Below are 14999 nucleotides of genomic sequence, written 5' to 3' on the forward strand. Positions count from 1 at the left end.
CAGGGCGCCGGGCGGCCTTCGGGCGGCCGGCGATGAACGGCGCCGACGCGAATCGCGTCTCATGCGGCGAGGCGCGCGCGGCGTTCCCGCCGACCGGATCGCGCGCCCCCCGCGGGGTTTCCGTGGACGAACGGAGGGTGGGGCCATGAGGGGAACGACGCGCGGCGAGGCCGGCGTGGGGCGCGGACTGGCCCCGCACTGGCGGGCGTTGCTGCTGGGTGGCGCGGGGTTGGCGCTGACCGGGGCGATGGTCGTCGGGACGCTGACGGCGGGATCGCCGAGGGAGGGGGGCGACGGCGGGGTACCGAAGGAGACGGCCGACGCCACCCGGGCCAGCCTGGACGAGGACCCGGTGCCGTTGGCCAGCCGGGAGCGGTGCGACGACAGCGGAGAGGGCGGCGGCTTCGACCCGGCCGAGAGCCTGGCGCCCAGCCGCGAGGGCGGGCCGGCCGTCGACCGCATCCAGGAGAGCGGCCAACTCGTCGTCGGCATCGACCAGAACAGCTACCGCTGGGGGTACCGCCAACCGGACGACGGGAAGATCGTCGGCTTCGACATCGACCTGGCACGCGCCATCGCCGAGGACCTGCTGGGCCCCGACCCGGACATCGTCTTCCGCGCCATCCCCACCGACCAGCGGATCGGCGCGCTGCGGACGGACAAGGTCGACATGGTGGTGCGCTCCGTGTCGATCACCTGCGAGCGCATCGAGCAGGTGGCGTTCTCCGCCTCCTACTTCGAGACGGGGCAACAGCTGATGGTGCCGCGCAACTCACCGATCACCGGCTTCGACGAGTCGATGGAGGGGCAGCGGGTGTGCAGCGCGAAGGAGACGACCGCCACCCAGCTGCTGGAGCGGGAGAGCCACGGCGCCCATCTGATGGAGCGGCCCAACCACCTGGACTGCCTGGTGCAGATCCAACTCGGCCTGGCCGAGGCGCTGATGACGGACAGCGCGCTGGCCGCCGGCCACATCGGGCAGGACCCGACGATGCGGCTGGTGGGCGAGGAGCTGACCGCCGAGTCCTACGGGGTGGCGATGCGCAGCGAGGACGAGGACCTGGTCCGCTGGGTCAACGCGGTGCTGGCCTCCTACCAGGCCGGCGGGACGAGCAGCCGTTGGCACGCCTCCTTCGACGAGTGGCTCTCGGGCTATCTGCCGGAGAGCGCCGGCGTGCCGCCCGAGCCGTTGTACCGCGACTGAGATCACCGTGCGAGGACAGAGATACCCGGCGGGTCAACCGGGGAAGAGATCGTTCCGACGACATCCGACAGTCCGCCCGCGGCGAAGGGAGAGCGCGACGCCCGGGGTGGCCGTCGCACCCCCGCGCCACCCGTACCGTTGGCCGCGCCCGCACCACCGTCCGGACCGCCTCCCGACCGACCACACCGGCGCGGCCGTGGGTGCGCCGCCCCGGCCACGGCCCGGGGCCGCGCGCCCACTGGCCGTGACCCGTCCGAGCACGACCGACCACAGCCGACACGCGGATAGCCGGCGGGAAAGACTGAGGGGAGAGCGATGGCCCCGGATTCCGGCGGAACGGTGCTGAACCGCGAGGAGGTTGACCGCTCGCTGGCCAGGTTCTCGGCCGAGCACGAGGCGGTCGAGACCTCGCTGCTCGCCCTCCAGGACCATGCCGGTCGCCGCCTGCTGGAGGGTGCCCGGCTGACGGGCGCGACCCAGGAGCGGTGGGTGCGCGCCGAGTTGACGCTGACCCGGCTGTGGGGCTGGTTCGACCTGCTCACCGAGGCGTTGGAGACGGCACGGGAGCTGCGGGCGCGGCGGCGGGAGCCCGGCCGCGAGGAGCTGCTCCAGCTGAGCATGTTGCTGGACGGCGCCAACCTGGCGGTGCCGGGCGACGAGCGGGGCGTGGAGCACCTCGGCTGGCCGGAGCTGGTGGGCCGGCTGAACGCGGGCTACGCCGGGGTGCTCGATCTGCTGGTGGCCGCCGACGTGGTCTGGTCGGCGCTGCCGGCGCGGATCGACCTGCTGGCGACGGAGTTGCACCGGCTGCGGGAGCTGGCGCACTCGGTGGGGGTGCGCCCGGGCGCCCATCCGGCGGGTGACGAACTGAACGGGATCACGGCGGAGTTGACGGGGCTGCGGGCCGAGGTGATCGCCGATCCGCTGGCCTTCTGGGCGGCGGACGGCGGCAGCAGCGCGCCCGGCGGCGGGCGGCCCGACACCTCGCGCTACGACCGGGCGGCCCGCGCGCTGGACGACATCAGGCGCGAGGTGGACGCGGTGATCGGGGTCCGCAAGGACGCCGAGGAGCGGCTGATCCAGCTGCGCGACGTGCTCTCCCGGGCCGACCGCACCCTGGCGGAGGCCCGCACCGCGCGGGGCGAGGTGCTGGCGAAGATCGCCGCCTCCGAGGTGCCGGCGGTCCACGGACCGGCGAGCGCGCTCCACGAACAGCTGCTGACGGCGGCCGACTACCGCAGGCGTTCCCAGTGGCACCGGCTCTCGCCGCTGCTGGAGTCGTTGGAGCGGCGCGCCGACGAGGAGCTGCGGCGGGCCAGGGACTCGCTGTCCGCGGTGACCGCGCCGCTGGCGGTCCGCGCGGAGCTGCGGGGGCGGTTGGACGCCTGGCGGGCGCGGGTCGTCCGGGCGGGGAGGGTGGACGAGCCGCTGCTGTCCGAGCGGTACGACGTCGCCCGCCGACTGCTGTGGACGGCGCCGTGCGATCTGCGCACGGCCGAGACGGCGGTGCGGCGCTACCGGGAGGCCGCGGCGGAGGCGCTGGCCCCGCCGGCGGACGAGCCCGAGGAGCACGCCGCCCGGCTGAGGGGGGACGCATGAGCCCGGTGGCGGAGGAGGAGAGCGGCCGGCCCTGCCAGCGCCCCGACTGCGGCGGGCGCTACCAGCTCGCCGAACGCGGGCAACTCTACTGCGACGGCTGCGGGTTGGCGCCGGTGGTGTCGGCCGACGGCAGCATCGGCGACAGCAGGACCAGCACGCGGATGCCGGGGCCCAGCGAGGCGCGGGACAGCGAGGGCGCGTCCGGCTCGCGCTCCAGCCGCTCCTCCAGGTCGCGGTCATCGCGGCGCTCGGTCTCCGGGCGGCTCGCGCGGAGCGAGACGGGCGCGGCGGCGGGGCCGATGGTGATCACGCGGGGGACGCGCAGCCCGAAGACGACCCGGCTGCGGCTCGGCGCAGGACTGGTGACGATGCCCAGCGTGCCGCGCCCCGACCCGCTTTCGGCCGTGTTGCGGAACCCCGAGGTGCCCGAGCGCAAACGGTTCTGCGGGAACCACGAGTGCGGCGCCAGGGTGGGCCGTTCGCGGCAGGGGCGTCCCGGCCGTACCGAGGGCTTCTGCACCAAGTGCGGACACCCCTACTCGTTCGTACCCAAGCTGCGCCAGGGCGACGTGGTCAAGGACCAGTACCGGATCGCGGGCTGCCTCGCGCACGGCGGCCTGGGCTGGATCTATCTCGCCGTGGACACGGCGGTCTCCGACCGCTGGGTGGTGCTCAAGGGCCTGCTGGACACCGGCGACGAGGACGCGATGGCGGCGGCGATCTCCGAGCGCCGCTTCCTCGCCGAGATCGAGCACTCCAGCATCGTGCGGATCTACAACTTCGTCGAGCACCTGGACCGGCGCACCGGGAGCCTGGACGGCTACATCGTCATGGAGTACGTGGGCGGGCAGTCCCTCAAGCAGATCGCCAACGCCCGCCGCACGCCCGAGGGCAGGCGCGACCCGCTGCCGGTGGAGCAGGCGTGCGCCTACGGCATCGAGGCGCTGGAGGCGCTGGCCTACCTGCACGGGAGGAACCTGCTCTACTGCGACTTCAAGGTCGACAACGCGATCCAGCAGGACGACCAGCTCAAGCTGATCGACCTCGGCGCGGTCCGCAGGATGGGCGACACCGAGTCCCCGGTCTACAGCACGGGCGGCTACCAGGCTCCCGAACTGGTCGAGCGCGGCGCCTCCGTGGCCTCCGACCTCTACACCGTGGCCCGCACGCTGGCCGTGATGACCTTCGACTTCCAGGGCTACACCAGTGTCTTCGCCGACAGCCTGCCCGATCCCGAGCACATCGAGGTGTTCCGGAAGTACGAGTCGTTCTACCGTTTCCTCGTGCGTGGCACCGATCCCGACCCCGACGCGCGGTTCGCCTCCGCCGAGGAGATGGCCGAGCAACTGACGGGCGTGCTGCGGGAGATCGTCGCCGTGCGGACCGGTCAGCCGCAGCCCGCCGTCTCGCAGATCTTCGGCCCCGAGCGGGGGGTCGTGGACACCGAGCCGCTGCGGGCGCCCGCCGACGGCGTCTCGCGGCTGGGAGCGAGGAGCTTCCGCCGGTGGCCACGTAGGAGCGAGGCCGGCGCGCCGCCGCCGACCCCGGCGACGCCGCGGGTGGCACCGCCCGATCCCCAGGAGATCGGCCTGGCCCTGCCGCTGACCCTGGTCGACCCCGAGGACCCCAACGCGGGCTTTCTCGCCGGCCTGATGGCCAGTGCCCCCACCGAACTGATCATCGCGCTGCGCCAGGCGCCCACCGACTCCGTCGAGCGCCGGCTGCGCGAGGTGCGGGCCCGCCTCGGGCTGACCGATCCCGCCTCCGGGGTGGCCGCACGCGCCCGTCTCGCCGAGCTGCGCGAACTCCACCCGGGCGACTGGCGGGTGGTGTGGCACCACGGGCTGGTGTCGCTGGTGGAGGGCGACCTCGCGACGGCCGCCGAGGCGTTCGACGCGGTCTATGACGCCTTCCCCGGGGAGGTGGCCCCGAAGCTGGCGCTGGCCGTGTGTGCCGAGTGGCTCGGGCAGTTCGACAACGCGGCCGACTACTACGAGCTGGTGTGGGCCTGCGACCCCAGCCACGTGAGCGCGGCCTTCGGGCTGGCCAGGGTCCGGCTGACGACAGGCGACCGGGCCGGGGCCGTCGCCGTGCTGGAGTCGGTGCCGGAGACCTCGGCCTACCACACCGCCGCCCGGGTCGCCGCCGTGCGCGCCAGGCTCCGGGAGGGGGCGACGCGCGAGGACGCGCTGCCGGACCTGCTCGCCGCCGGCCAACAGGTGGTGCTTTTGCGTGGCGCCGGGCTGGAACCATCCCTGAGCGAACAACTGTCCTGTGAAGTGCTGGGACGTGCTCTGGACTGGCTGCTGGCGGAGGCGACCGAGCAGCCGGGACGGCTGCGCCCGCAGCTGCGACTGATGGATGTCCCCTTGGACGAGACGGGTGTCAGGCAGGGGCTGGAACGCTCCTTTCGGAAACTGGCCAGACTGGCACCGACCAGTAGTGAACGGACGGAACTGGTGGAGGCGGCCAACCGCTTCCGCCCCAGGACATGGGTGTGACGATGCCGCAGCTCGACCAACTCTCCGCCTGTCCCGGCTGCGGTGAGCCGCTGGAGGAAGACGACCGCTTCTGCGGCGTCTGCGGCACCGACCTGCGCACCGCCGCCCGCCAGCCGGCCGCCCCGCCCACGGACGGCACGGGGGGACGCCCGCCGGGCTACACCCCGACGGAGCACGACTTCCCGCTGCCGCCCCCGCTGCACACCCTGCGCACGGAGGGCGCCGAGCCACCGCCGCCACCACCGGCCGCGCCGCCGGTGCCACCACCGCCGACCACGCCGCCGACAGTCGGCGCCGCACCCGACCCCAGAACCCACCCCCCGGCGGCACCGGGGGCCTCACCGCAACCCGCCGAGGCGCGACGCCCCGCGGCGCCCCAGCCGGCCGCGCCGCGCGGCGCCGACCCGCGCGCCGGCGCGACGCCTCCGGCCCCCGCCGCCCGCTGCACCGGCTGCGGCCGGGCGGAGGCCGAGGCGGAGGGCGGCCGGTGCGCCGACTGCGAGCGGCAACGCCCGGTCAACCGCGACCATCTGGAGCGTGAGCTGGGCGGCGTGGCCGCCGTCAGCGACCTGGGGCTGCGCCACCACCGCAACGAGGACGCCTTCAGCGTGGCGGCGACCGCGCTCTCGGACGGCACGCCGGCCGTCGTCGCCGTCGTCTGCGACGGGGTCTCCTCCTCCAGCCGCCCGCACGAGGCGTCGGCAGCCGCCTCCACGGCAGCCGCCGAGTCCCTGCTGACGGCGCTGCCGCGCGGGGTCACCGGGCCGCAGGCCATGCACGACGCCGTGCTCGCCGCCGCCGACGCCGTCAACCAACTCGCCGACGCCGAGGGTGAACCCGGCCGCAACGCCCCCGCCTGCACCCTGGTCAGCGCCGTCACCACCGGCGGCCAGCTGACCGTCGGGTGGGTCGGCGACAGCCGGGCCTACTGGGTCCCGCAGGACGAGGGCGGCACGGCCGCCCGGCTCACCGAGGACGACTCGTGGGCGGCCCAGATGGTCGCCGCCGGGCTGCTCAGCGAGGCCGAGGCGATGGCCGACCACAGGGCGCACGCGATCACCGCCTGGCTCGGCGCCGACGCCCAGGAGGTGGAGCCTCACACCGCGACCTTCCAGCCCGACCGCCCCGGCGTCGTGATCGTCTGCACGGACGGCCTGTGGAACTACGCGGAGACCGCCGAGCAGATGGCCGGGCTGGTGCCTCCGGAGTCCCGGCAGGCGCCGCTGCCCAGCGCCCAGCGGCTGGTGCGCCACGCGCTCGACTCCGGCGGCCACGACAACGTCACCGTCGCGGTGATCCCCTTCCCCTCTCCGCGGGCGGAGACCGCGTAGCAGCCCCCGGAGCAGCCCGGCCAGGGCTCCGGACGCCCGGCGAAGGGCGGAGCGCGCGGAGCGGAGCGGGGACGGGAGACGCGGTGGCAGGGACTGTCGGGGACGGAAACCTTGGCGCGGCATGGCACACCTCACACGGTGACGACTCTGGGTCAAACTCTGCTCACGGATCGTACGGTGCGCCACTGACAATCCCCGTCAGAGCCTCGAAGACCCGCCCGCCACCGGCCCCTTCGCCGACTTCCCTCCCGCCCCTCACGCGTGAAGCCGCAAAATGGCCGCGAAGGAAGTGGACCTGCAGGATGCGGCGCCCGGTACTGTTCGCTGGGGGCACCCGTCCCGCAGGCTGATGTGATGGCACAGCCACACAGCAGTCCCGAGGCAGTACCGACGCAGTCCCGACAACGAGCGAAGAAGTGACGTGAGGGGGAGGCAGTTCCATGCCGACTTGCCCTAACGGCCACCAGTCGATGGCCGATGACTGGTGCGAGGTGTGCGGGCACCGCATCATGGCACCCGCCGTCGCGATGCCCCCGCCGCCTCCACCGGCGCATGACTTCCCCGGCCAGCACGGCGGCCCGAGCCAGCACGGCGGCCCCCTCGGCTACCCGGGCCACGGCGGCCCGCCCGGCTACCAGGACCCCGGCGGCCCCGGCACCGCGCCGATGCCCGTCGCCGAGCTCTGCCCGCAGTGCCGCACGCCGCGCGAGGCGCAGGCCCCGTTCTGCGAGGAGTGCCGGTACAACTTCCTCACCAACTCCCCCACCACCTACACCCCGCCGGCCCCCGCCTACCCCGGCGCCCCGCAGGGCGCGCCCGGCGGCCCCCCGCCGGCGCCGCCCGCGTTCCAGCAGCCGCCGCCGGGACCGCCCCCGCAGCCGGCCCCCGGGGGCTACCCCCCGCCGCAGCAGACCGGCGACTGGATGCTTCCGCCTCCCAGCCAGCCCACGCCCCAGCCCGGCCCGCCCGGGTACCCGGGGCAGCCCACCGGCGGCGGTTGGCTGGTCTCGATCGGCCCCGACCCCGAGTACTTCACCGCGATGATGCACCGCTCGGGCCCCGAGGCCGCGCAGCTGACGCTGCCCGCCTACGCCCCCGAGCAGCAACTGCCGCTCAGCGGCCCGCAGGTGACCATCGGCCGCAGGAGGAACTCGACGGGCGAGGCCCCCGACATCGACCTGTCCCGGCAGCCGGAGGACCCCGGCGTCTCCCACCAGCACGCGATCCTGGTGGAGCAGCCCGACGGCGGCTGGGCCGTAGTCGACCAGGACTCGACCAACGGCACCACGGTCAACGGCTCGGAGGACGCGATCCAGCCGTTCGTCCCGGTGCCGCTGCGCGACGGGGACCGGGTCCATGTGGGCGCCTGGACCACGTTGCGCATCTACCGACAGTGACCAGCCGACGGCCGGGCGTCTCCTCGGAAGGGGCCCGGCCGACCGGAAACCGGCCACGGCTACCATCACCGGGGTGACCAAAAACATACCGGCGATAGCGGTCGAGGGGCTGCGCAAGCGCTACGGAGACGTGCAGGCCGTCGACGGGGTGACCTTCGAGGTCGCACACGGGGAGTTCTACGGCATCCTCGGCCCCAACGGCGCCGGCAAGACCACCACGATGGAGCTCGTCGAGGGGCTGCGCGAGCCCGACGAGGGCACCGCGCACCTGCTCGGCCAGCCCTCCTGGCCGCGCGACCCGAAGCTGCTGCGGCGGATCGGCGTCCAGCTCCAGGCGTCCGCCTTCTTCGAGAAGCTGACCGCGCGCGAGCAGATCCACACCTTCGCGGCGCTCTACGACGTCCCGCCCGAGCGCGCCGACGTGATGCTGGAGACCGTCGGGCTCACCGACAAGGCCGGCACCAGGGACGACAAGCTCTCCGGCGGCCAGGCGCAACGGCTCTCCATCGCCTGTGCCCTGGTCCACGACCCCGAGCTGGTCTTCCTCGACGAGCCGACCACGGGGCTCGACCCGCAGGCCCGCCGCAACCTCTGGGACGTGCTGCGCGCGATCAACTCCCAGGGCCGCACCGTCGTGTTGACCACGCACTACCTCGACGAGGCGGAGATCCTCTGCGACCGGGTGGCCATCATGGACTCCGGCCGAGTCCTGCGCGTCGGCGCGCCGTCCGCGCTGATCGAGGAGCTGGGCGTGCGAAGCCTGGAGGACGTCTTCCTCCAGCTGACGGGACGGGAGTACCGCGAGTGAACGCGTTCAGGAGTCTGTCCCTCGCGATGGTGAAGGGGCTGCTGCGGGACCGCATGGCGGCCTTCTTCACCCTGCTCTTCCCCCTGATGTTCCTGCTGCTCTTCGGGGCGCTCTTCCAGAACAACACCGTCTCCCGCTCCCATGTGCTCCAGGTCGGCGAGGTCGCCGTGCTGGACGAGATGCCGGCCGCGGAGCGGAGCGGGCTGTCCGAGGCGCTGGACATCGAGCGGATCGACGACAGGGAGGAGGCGCTGGCGCAGGTCAGCGACGGTGACGCGGACGCGGTCGTCTGGGAGGAGGACGACGGCCGGGTCGAGTTGCGCTACTCGGCGGCCGACGCGGCCCGCGCCGGCACCGTGGAGGGGCTGATGCGGTCCCTGGTGCAGACCGCCAACCTGGCCGCCACCGGCCAGCCGGCGACGTTCGAACTCGCCACCGACCAGGTCGAGGACAAGTCGGTCAAGGCCATCCAGTACCTCGCCCCCGGCCTGCTGGGCTGGGCGATCGCCATGGGTGCCTCGTTCATGTCGGCGCTCACCCTGGTCAACTGGCGGAAGAAGCGCATCCTGCGCCGGCTCTGGCTGGCGCCCGTCTCCCCCGGCACGGTGATCGGCGCGCGGATCGGGGTGAGCCTGGGCATGGCGTTCGTCCAGACCGCGCTCTTCCTCTCGGTCGCCACCATCCCGTTCTACGGGCTGCGGCTGACCGGCAGCTGGTGGCTGGTGATCCCGCTGGTGGCCGCGGGGACGCTCGCGTTCATGTCGGTGGGGCTGCTCATCGGCGCCTGGGCCAAGTCGGAGGAGGCCGCCAACGCCGCGCTCCAGCTCGTGGTCATGCCGATGGCGTTCCTCTCCGGCTCCTTCTTCCCGCTGGAGAACACGCCGGAATGGGTGCGTGCGATCTCCAACGCGATGCCGCTGAAGCACCTCAACGAGTCGGTGCAGGGCGTCCTGTCCCGGGGCGAGAGCTGGGGAACGGCGCTGCCCGCGATCGGCGGGCTGTTGCTCTTCGCCGCGGTGCTGGCCTTCGTGGCCTCGCGGCTCTTCCGCTGGGACGACGCCTGACGGCCGGCCCCGGCCGGGAAGTCCCGGGTCAGTCAGGGGCGTTGACCATGGAGCGGGCCGCGAAGACCAGATAGTCCCACAGCTGCTTCTCCAGGGCCGGCTCCAGGCCGATGCTGTCGACCGCGTCCCGCATGTGCGCCAACCAGGCGTCGTGTGCGGCGCGGTCCACGGTGAACGGCGCGTGCCGCATCCGCAGCCGCGGGTGGCCCCTGGTCTCGCTGTAGGTGCGCGGGCCGCCCCAGTACTGCATGAGGAAGAGCGCCAGCCGGTCCTCGGCGGGGCCCAGGTCCTCCTCCGGGTACATCGGCCGCAGGATCGGGTCCTCGGCCACCCCCTGGTAGAACCGGTGGACCAACGCCCGGAAGGTCGGTTCGCCCCCGACCTGCTCGTAGAACGTCAGCTGCTGGAGTCCCATGACTCCATGGTCGCAGACGCGGCGACCCGGGCACGCGGGTGCGCCCGCGGACGGCCGCTACAGCGGGGTCACGCCGAGGCCGCCCGTGCCCCGGGGGCGCACGGCCGTCGAGCCCAGGGCGGTGCGCATCCGCAGCCAGCCGCCGCGCTCCAGCACGCGCACCGGCGCGTGCGCGCGGAGCAGGCCCAGCGCGTGCGCGGCGTGCACGGCGCGCAGCGGCAGCGCGGTCTCCGCGAGCGAGCGCGACCAGATCTCCTCGGCCAGCGCGTCCAGCGTCGCCCTGGTGCGGTCCGCCGGCGCGAGCGCCTCCGTGCGTTCCCTGAACTCGGCGACCACCGCCGTCGCCGCCTCCCACACCGCGCGGTGCGGCAGCTCGGCCACCGGCCGCCAGCCGCCGCGCGGCGGCAGCAGGCCGGCCCAGGCCGGGCCGGTCACGGCCGCCGGCAGCCGCACGGCGTCGCGCTCCTCGTCCAGCGCCTCGACCAGCTCACCGACCGAGACCGTGCGATCCAACGGGTCGGCGCCGGCGGTCAGCCGCACGGGCCGCACCACCAGCGCCTCGAACCTGGCCGGCCTGGTGAAGACGGCCAGCACCTCCCCCTCGGCCTTCAGCCGCGCCGCCGCCGTGCGGTCCCAACGCAGCTGCCGGCCGAGGAAGGCGACCAGTTCGGCCGCCTCCCCGGTCTCGGCGAAGGCCAACTCGGGCTGGCTGGTCATGCGTCGAGGGTGCTCCCCGTCTCGTCGTCGAAGTAGCGGGAGAGGAAGCCCCGCTCGTCGTCGGTGAGCCGACGCGGCTTGCCGAGGTCCAGGTCGAACGGGACCACGACGGTGCGGGCGTTGACGTAGACGCCCCGCTCGTCCTTGATCTCGTAGTCGACCGTGACCGAGGCATGGCCCAGCTTGCTCACCCACAGCTCGATCACGACCGGTTCAGGCCGGTGAACGAGCGGCTTGCGGTAGTCGATCTCGTGCCGCGCGACCACCGAACCGCCGGTGAACGCGCCGGAGTCGGCCTGCCGCGCCAGCCGGAACATGAAATCTATCCGCGCCTCCTCCAGATAGCGGAGGAAGACCACGTTGTTGACGTGGCCGAAGGCGTCCATGTCCGACCAGCGCAGCGGGCACTCGTAGCGATGGCGCATCGTCACCCCCGGGTCAGCTTCTTGTAGGAGGTGCGGTGCGGGCGCGACGCCTCGGGGCCCAGCCGCTCGACCTTGTTCTTCTCGTAGGACTCGAAGTTCCCCTCGAACCAGAACCAGCGGGACTCGCCCTCGTAGGCCAGGATGTGCGTGGCCACGCGGTCCAGGAACCACCGGTCGTGGGAGACGACCACGGCGCAGCCGGGGAACTCCAGCAGCGCGTTCTCCAGCGAGGAGAGCGTCTCCACGTCGAGGTCGTTGGTCGGCTCGTCGAGGAGCAGCAGGTTGCCGCCCTGCTTGAGGGTGAGCGCCAGGTTGAGCCGGTTCCGCTCGCCGCCGGAGAGGATGCCGGCCGGCTTCTGCTGGTCGGGCCCCTTGAAGCCGAACGCGCTGACATAGGCGCGGGAGGGCATCTCGACCTGGCCGACGTTGATGTAGTCCAGCCCGTCGGAGACGACCTCCCAGAGGGTCTTCTTGGGGTCGATGTTGGCGCGGGACTGGTCGACGTAGGAGATCTGCACGGTGTCGCCGACCCGCACCGAGCCGGAGTCGACGCTCTCCATGCCGAGGATCATCTTGAACAGCGTGGTCTTGCCCGCGCCGTTCGGGCCGATGACGCCGACGATGCCGTTCCTCGGGAGGGTGAACGACAACCCGTCCACCAGGATCTTGTCGCCGAAGGCCTTGCCGAGCTTGTCGGCCTCGACGACCACGTTCCCCAGCCGGGGGCCCGGCGGGATCTGGATCTCCTCGAAGTCCAGCTTCCTGGTCTTCTCCGCCTCGGCCGCCATCTCCTCGTAACGGGCGAGGCGCGCGCGGGACTTGGCCTGCCGGCCCTTGGCGTTGGAGCGGACCCAGTCCAGCTCCTCCTTGAGGCGCTTGGCGCGCTTGGCGTCCTTCTGGCCCTCGACCTTGAGGCGGGTCTGCTTGGTCTCCAGGTACTTGGAGTAGTTGCCCTCGTAGACGTAGGCACGGCCGCGGTCGAGCTCCAGGATCCACTCGGCCACGTTGTCCAGGAAGTACCGGTCGTGGGTGATGGCCACCACGGTGCCCGGGTACTTGGCGAGGTGCTGCTCCAGCCACTGCACGGACTCGGCGTCCAGGTGGTTGGTGGGCTCGTCGAGGAGGAGCAGGTCGGGCTGTTCGAGCAGGAGCTTGCAGAGCGCGACGCGGCGCTTCTCACCGCCGGAGAGGTGGGTCACCTGCCAGTCGCCCGGCGGGCAGCCGAGGGCGTCCATCGCCTGGTCGAGCTGCGCGTCCAGGTCCCAGGCCCCGGCGTGGTCCAGCTCCTCCTGGAGCTGCCCCATCTCCTCGCCCAGGGCGTCGGTGTACTCGGTGGCCATCTGCTCGGCGATGGCGTTGAACCGGTCGAGCTTCGCCTTGGTCTCGGCGACGCCCTCCTGGACGTTCTCCAGCACCGTCTTCGACTCGTCCAGCGGCGGCTCCTGCATCAGGATGCCGACCGTGTAGCCGGGGGTGAGGAACGCGTCGCCGTTGGAGGGGTGCTCCAGACCGGCCATGATCTTGAGGACCGTGGACTTGCCGGCGCCGTTGGGACCCACGACACCGATCTTGGCCCCCGGCAGGAAGCTCAGGGTGACGTTGTCCAGGATCACCTTGTCGCCGTGGGCCTTGCGCGTCTTGCGCATGGTGTAGATGTACTCAGCCAAGAGAAACCGTCCGGCAGCTGTCGTCAGTGGGTGGGAAGCCTGCCTCCATCCTGCCGCATGGCCACGCGCCGAACGAAACCGGTGCCGGTCCGTGCACGCGCTGGGGCCGGTGCGGCGGGCGGGGCGGAACGGGGGCCCACGCGCGGCCGGGCGCGCGGGCAAACGGGAGGGGGCGGGCCCTCGATGGGCCCGCCCCCGACGCCCGACGGAGAACTCCCGTCAGGCCCTGGCGCACGTCAACGCTTCGAAGACGCCCGCCCTAGCTGTCCGTACCTCGGGTCACTGCCCCGCGGCGGCGGAACGACGACGCATGAAGAACACCACGCCACCACCGACGGCCAGCAGCGCCACGGCGATGCCGCCGATCAGCATCGGGCTGCCGCCGCTGCTGCCGGTCTCGGCGAGGTCGGCACCGTCCTCGCCCTCGCCACCGGTGCTGGCCGGGGCCGGCTCGTTGACCTGCTCCTGGCCGCCGTCGTCACCGGTCTCGCAGTCGAGCACACCGGTGAAGACCCAGGGCTCGGCACCCTCGATCGCGTTGTCGATGGTGATCTCGTAGGCCTGGCCGTTCTCGACCGGGACCACGACGGACTGCGACTCGCCGGCCGCGATCTCGTAGGACTCGCCGTCCAGCTCGAAGGTGAACGGCACGTCACCCTCGTTGCTGGCGGTGATCTCCACGCCGCCCTCGACGCACTTCTCCACCGCGTTGACCGCGACGGCGGGCTGGCCGGGGGCCGCCCAGCTGACGCTGGCGTTGGCGGTGACGGAGGAGTCGGAGGACCCGGCCAGGATCATCGTCTGGGTCCGGGTGTCGATGCCGGTGAAGGCACGGCCGAGCGGCACCTGCGAGGTGGCGGTGGCGCTCAGCGAGGCGGAGCCGTCGGCCGCGTCCTCGGGGATCGAGAAGTACAGCTCGGTGCCGCCGCTGACCGGCTGGTCCTCGGTGATGTACTCGCCGTTGGCGTCGACGATGGTCACGCCCTGCTCGGTCGCGCTGGCGTCCGGCGTGACGAAGACCGACTCCGCGCTGGAGTTGACGGTGACCGGGCCGACGATCTCGCCGGGCTGGCCGGAGACCTGCGGCGGGGTCAGTTCGAGGGACGCGCCGGGCTCGGCGACGTCACCCGCGTTCTCCAGCAGCCAGTCGGTGAGCTTGGCGGCGTTCTCGTTGGTCGGAACGGCGTCGACGCCGTCCGACAGCTCCCAGATCGCGGCCTGCGTGCCGGCGGCGGCCTGCTCCTCGTTCAGCGACTCGGCGCCGGCCTGGCCGGCGAGCGAGGCGAGGTCGTTCACCGCGGGGAACGAGTTCTGGAGAATCCAGTGGATCTTGCCGGCGTCCGGGTTCCCGTGGAGAGTCGAGGACTCCCAGGCGGTCTCCTTGTACTGGGCGCCGGTCTGGGCGCCGGTGGCGAAGTCGATGCAGTAGGTCTTCAACGTGCCGCCGTCGTCGGCGGTCATGTAGAACAGGCCGGCGCGGTAGGTGTCGGTCTCCCCGTTGTGGGTGACGTTCACCCCGTCCTGGACCTGGAGACCCTCGTTGACCGCGGTGGCTCCTCCGCTGCGCGGGTTCAGCTCGTCGGCGGCGGCGGACCCGGCGGTGGCGAGGGCGCCTCCCGCTATGAGCCCGGAGGCCACGGCCGTGGCCGCAAGGCGGGATACGACCCGCTTGCGCGCGTGCTTCATCTGTAAGTCCCCTCCACGAGATCACAAGGCGCAGCCGTGTCTTCCGACGGCACGCTCATCAACATCCCCGTGCGTACGGTGGATCGTAGAGAGGCAGTTGACCGATGTCCCCACCGAACGGGTGACTCACACGTTCCGAGGTCGAATCGTTACCTGGAGGCTTCGGCGAACGCCTCACCGGAGAC

12 protein-coding genes are annotated in these 14999 nt (G+C 72.8%); 7 read left to right on the forward strand and 5 right to left on the reverse strand.

Features of this window, described 5'->3' with window-relative positions:
* Positions 1 to 145: 145 nt before the first annotated feature.
* From FH715_RS01850 to FH715_RS01880, 7 genes are all read left to right on the forward strand, one after another.
* Positions 146 to 1204, forward strand: coding sequence for a glutamate ABC transporter substrate-binding protein (locus FH715_RS01850; RefSeq protein WP_139640195.1), 1059 nt, complete (start codon positions 146 to 148; stop codon positions 1202 to 1204).
* A 315-nt stretch (positions 1205 to 1519) separates the two neighbouring features.
* Complete coding sequence (locus FH715_RS01855) at positions 1520 to 2803, forward strand: hypothetical protein (RefSeq protein WP_139640196.1); 1284 nt, start codon at positions 1520 to 1522, stop codon at positions 2801 to 2803.
* Positions 2800 to 5304 carry a serine/threonine-protein kinase gene (locus FH715_RS01860; protein WP_139640197.1) on the forward strand — a complete coding sequence of 835 codons (2505 nt, stop codon included), beginning with the start codon at positions 2800 to 2802 and terminating at the stop codon, positions 5302 to 5304. The genes FH715_RS01855 and FH715_RS01860 overlap by 4 nt, the downstream gene beginning before the upstream one ends.
* A gap of 2 nt (positions 5305 to 5306) precedes the next feature.
* Positions 5307 to 6635: a PP2C family protein-serine/threonine phosphatase gene (locus FH715_RS01865; RefSeq protein ID WP_342782156.1), complete on the forward strand. Its 1329-nt coding sequence runs from the start codon at positions 5307 to 5309 to the stop codon at positions 6633 to 6635.
* A gap of 440 nt (positions 6636 to 7075) precedes the next feature.
* Positions 7076 to 8032, forward strand: a complete 957-nt coding sequence (locus FH715_RS01870; protein WP_139640199.1) for an FHA domain-containing protein — start codon at positions 7076 to 7078, stop codon at positions 8030 to 8032.
* Positions 8033 to 8105: 73 nt separating this feature from the next.
* Complete coding sequence (locus FH715_RS01875) at positions 8106 to 8840, forward strand: ABC transporter ATP-binding protein (RefSeq protein ID WP_246108485.1); 735 nt, start codon at positions 8106 to 8108, stop codon at positions 8838 to 8840.
* Positions 8837 to 9904 carry an ABC transporter permease gene (locus FH715_RS01880; RefSeq protein WP_139640201.1) on the forward strand — a complete coding sequence of 356 codons (1068 nt, stop codon included), beginning with the start codon at positions 8837 to 8839 and terminating at the stop codon, positions 9902 to 9904. The genes FH715_RS01875 and FH715_RS01880 overlap by 4 nt, the downstream gene beginning before the upstream one ends.
* Positions 9905 to 9932: 28 nt before the next feature.
* Here the strand turns inward: FH715_RS01880 and FH715_RS01885 are convergent, their stop codons facing one another.
* The 5 genes from FH715_RS01885 to FH715_RS01905 all read right to left on the reverse strand — a co-directional run bounded on the left by FH715_RS01885 (position 9933) and on the right by FH715_RS01905 (position 14814).
* Complete coding sequence (locus tag FH715_RS01885) at positions 9933 to 10319, reverse strand: globin (RefSeq protein WP_139640202.1); 387 nt, start codon at positions 10317 to 10319, stop codon at positions 9933 to 9935.
* Between the two features lie 57 nt (positions 10320 to 10376).
* Positions 10377 to 11036, reverse strand: coding sequence for a DUF8185 domain-containing protein (locus FH715_RS01890; protein ID WP_139640203.1), 660 nt, complete (start codon positions 11034 to 11036; stop codon positions 10377 to 10379).
* Positions 11033 to 11461, reverse strand: coding sequence for an acyl-CoA thioesterase (locus tag FH715_RS01895; RefSeq protein ID WP_139640401.1), 429 nt, complete (start codon positions 11459 to 11461; stop codon positions 11033 to 11035). Before FH715_RS01895 ends, FH715_RS01890 begins: the two co-directional genes overlap by 4 nt.
* Positions 11462 to 11463: 2 nt before the next feature.
* A complete protein-coding gene (ettA, locus tag FH715_RS01900; protein ID WP_139640204.1) occupies positions 11464 to 13128 on the reverse strand; it encodes an energy-dependent translational throttle protein EttA in 1665 nt (554 codons plus the stop codon).
* Positions 13129 to 13407: 279 nt separating this feature from the next.
* Positions 13408 to 14814 carry a thioester domain-containing protein gene (locus FH715_RS01905; RefSeq protein WP_139640205.1) on the reverse strand — a complete coding sequence of 469 codons (1407 nt, stop codon included), beginning with the start codon at positions 14812 to 14814 and terminating at the stop codon, positions 13408 to 13410.
* Positions 14815 to 14999 lie beyond the last annotated feature (185 nt).

Source organism: Streptomyces sedi, assembly GCF_006335015.1.
Lineage (GTDB): Bacteria > Actinomycetota > Actinomycetes > Streptomycetales > Streptomycetaceae > Streptomyces > Streptomyces sedi.

What these genes read in the sequence shown, in the direction of transcription:
- FH715_RS01895 (WP_139640401.1), bottom strand. Translation starts at nt 11,461, where the DNA reads ATGCGCCATCGCTACGAGTGCCCGCTGCGCTGGTCGGACATGGACGCC.
- FH715_RS01860 (WP_139640197.1), top strand. Translation starts at nt 2,800, where the DNA reads ATGAGCCCGGTGGCGGAGGAGGAGAGCGGCCGGCCCTGCCAGCGCCCC.
- FH715_RS01855 (WP_139640196.1), top strand. Translation starts at nt 1,520, where the DNA reads ATGGCCCCGGATTCCGGCGGAACGGTGCTGAACCGCGAGGAGGTTGAC.
- FH715_RS01905 (WP_139640205.1), bottom strand. Translation starts at nt 14,814, where the DNA reads ATGAAGCACGCGCGCAAGCGGGTCGTATCCCGCCTTGCGGCCACGGCC.
- FH715_RS01885 (WP_139640202.1), bottom strand. Translation starts at nt 10,319, where the DNA reads ATGGGACTCCAGCAGCTGACGTTCTACGAGCAGGTCGGGGGCGAACCG.
- FH715_RS01890 (WP_139640203.1), bottom strand. Translation starts at nt 11,036, where the DNA reads ATGACCAGCCAGCCCGAGTTGGCCTTCGCCGAGACCGGGGAGGCGGCC.
- FH715_RS01850 (WP_139640195.1), top strand. Translation starts at nt 146, where the DNA reads ATGAGGGGAACGACGCGCGGCGAGGCCGGCGTGGGGCGCGGACTGGCC.
- FH715_RS01870 (WP_139640199.1), top strand. Translation starts at nt 7,076, where the DNA reads ATGCCGACTTGCCCTAACGGCCACCAGTCGATGGCCGATGACTGGTGC.
- FH715_RS01865 (WP_342782156.1), top strand. Translation starts at nt 5,307, where the DNA reads ATGCCGCAGCTCGACCAACTCTCCGCCTGTCCCGGCTGCGGTGAGCCG.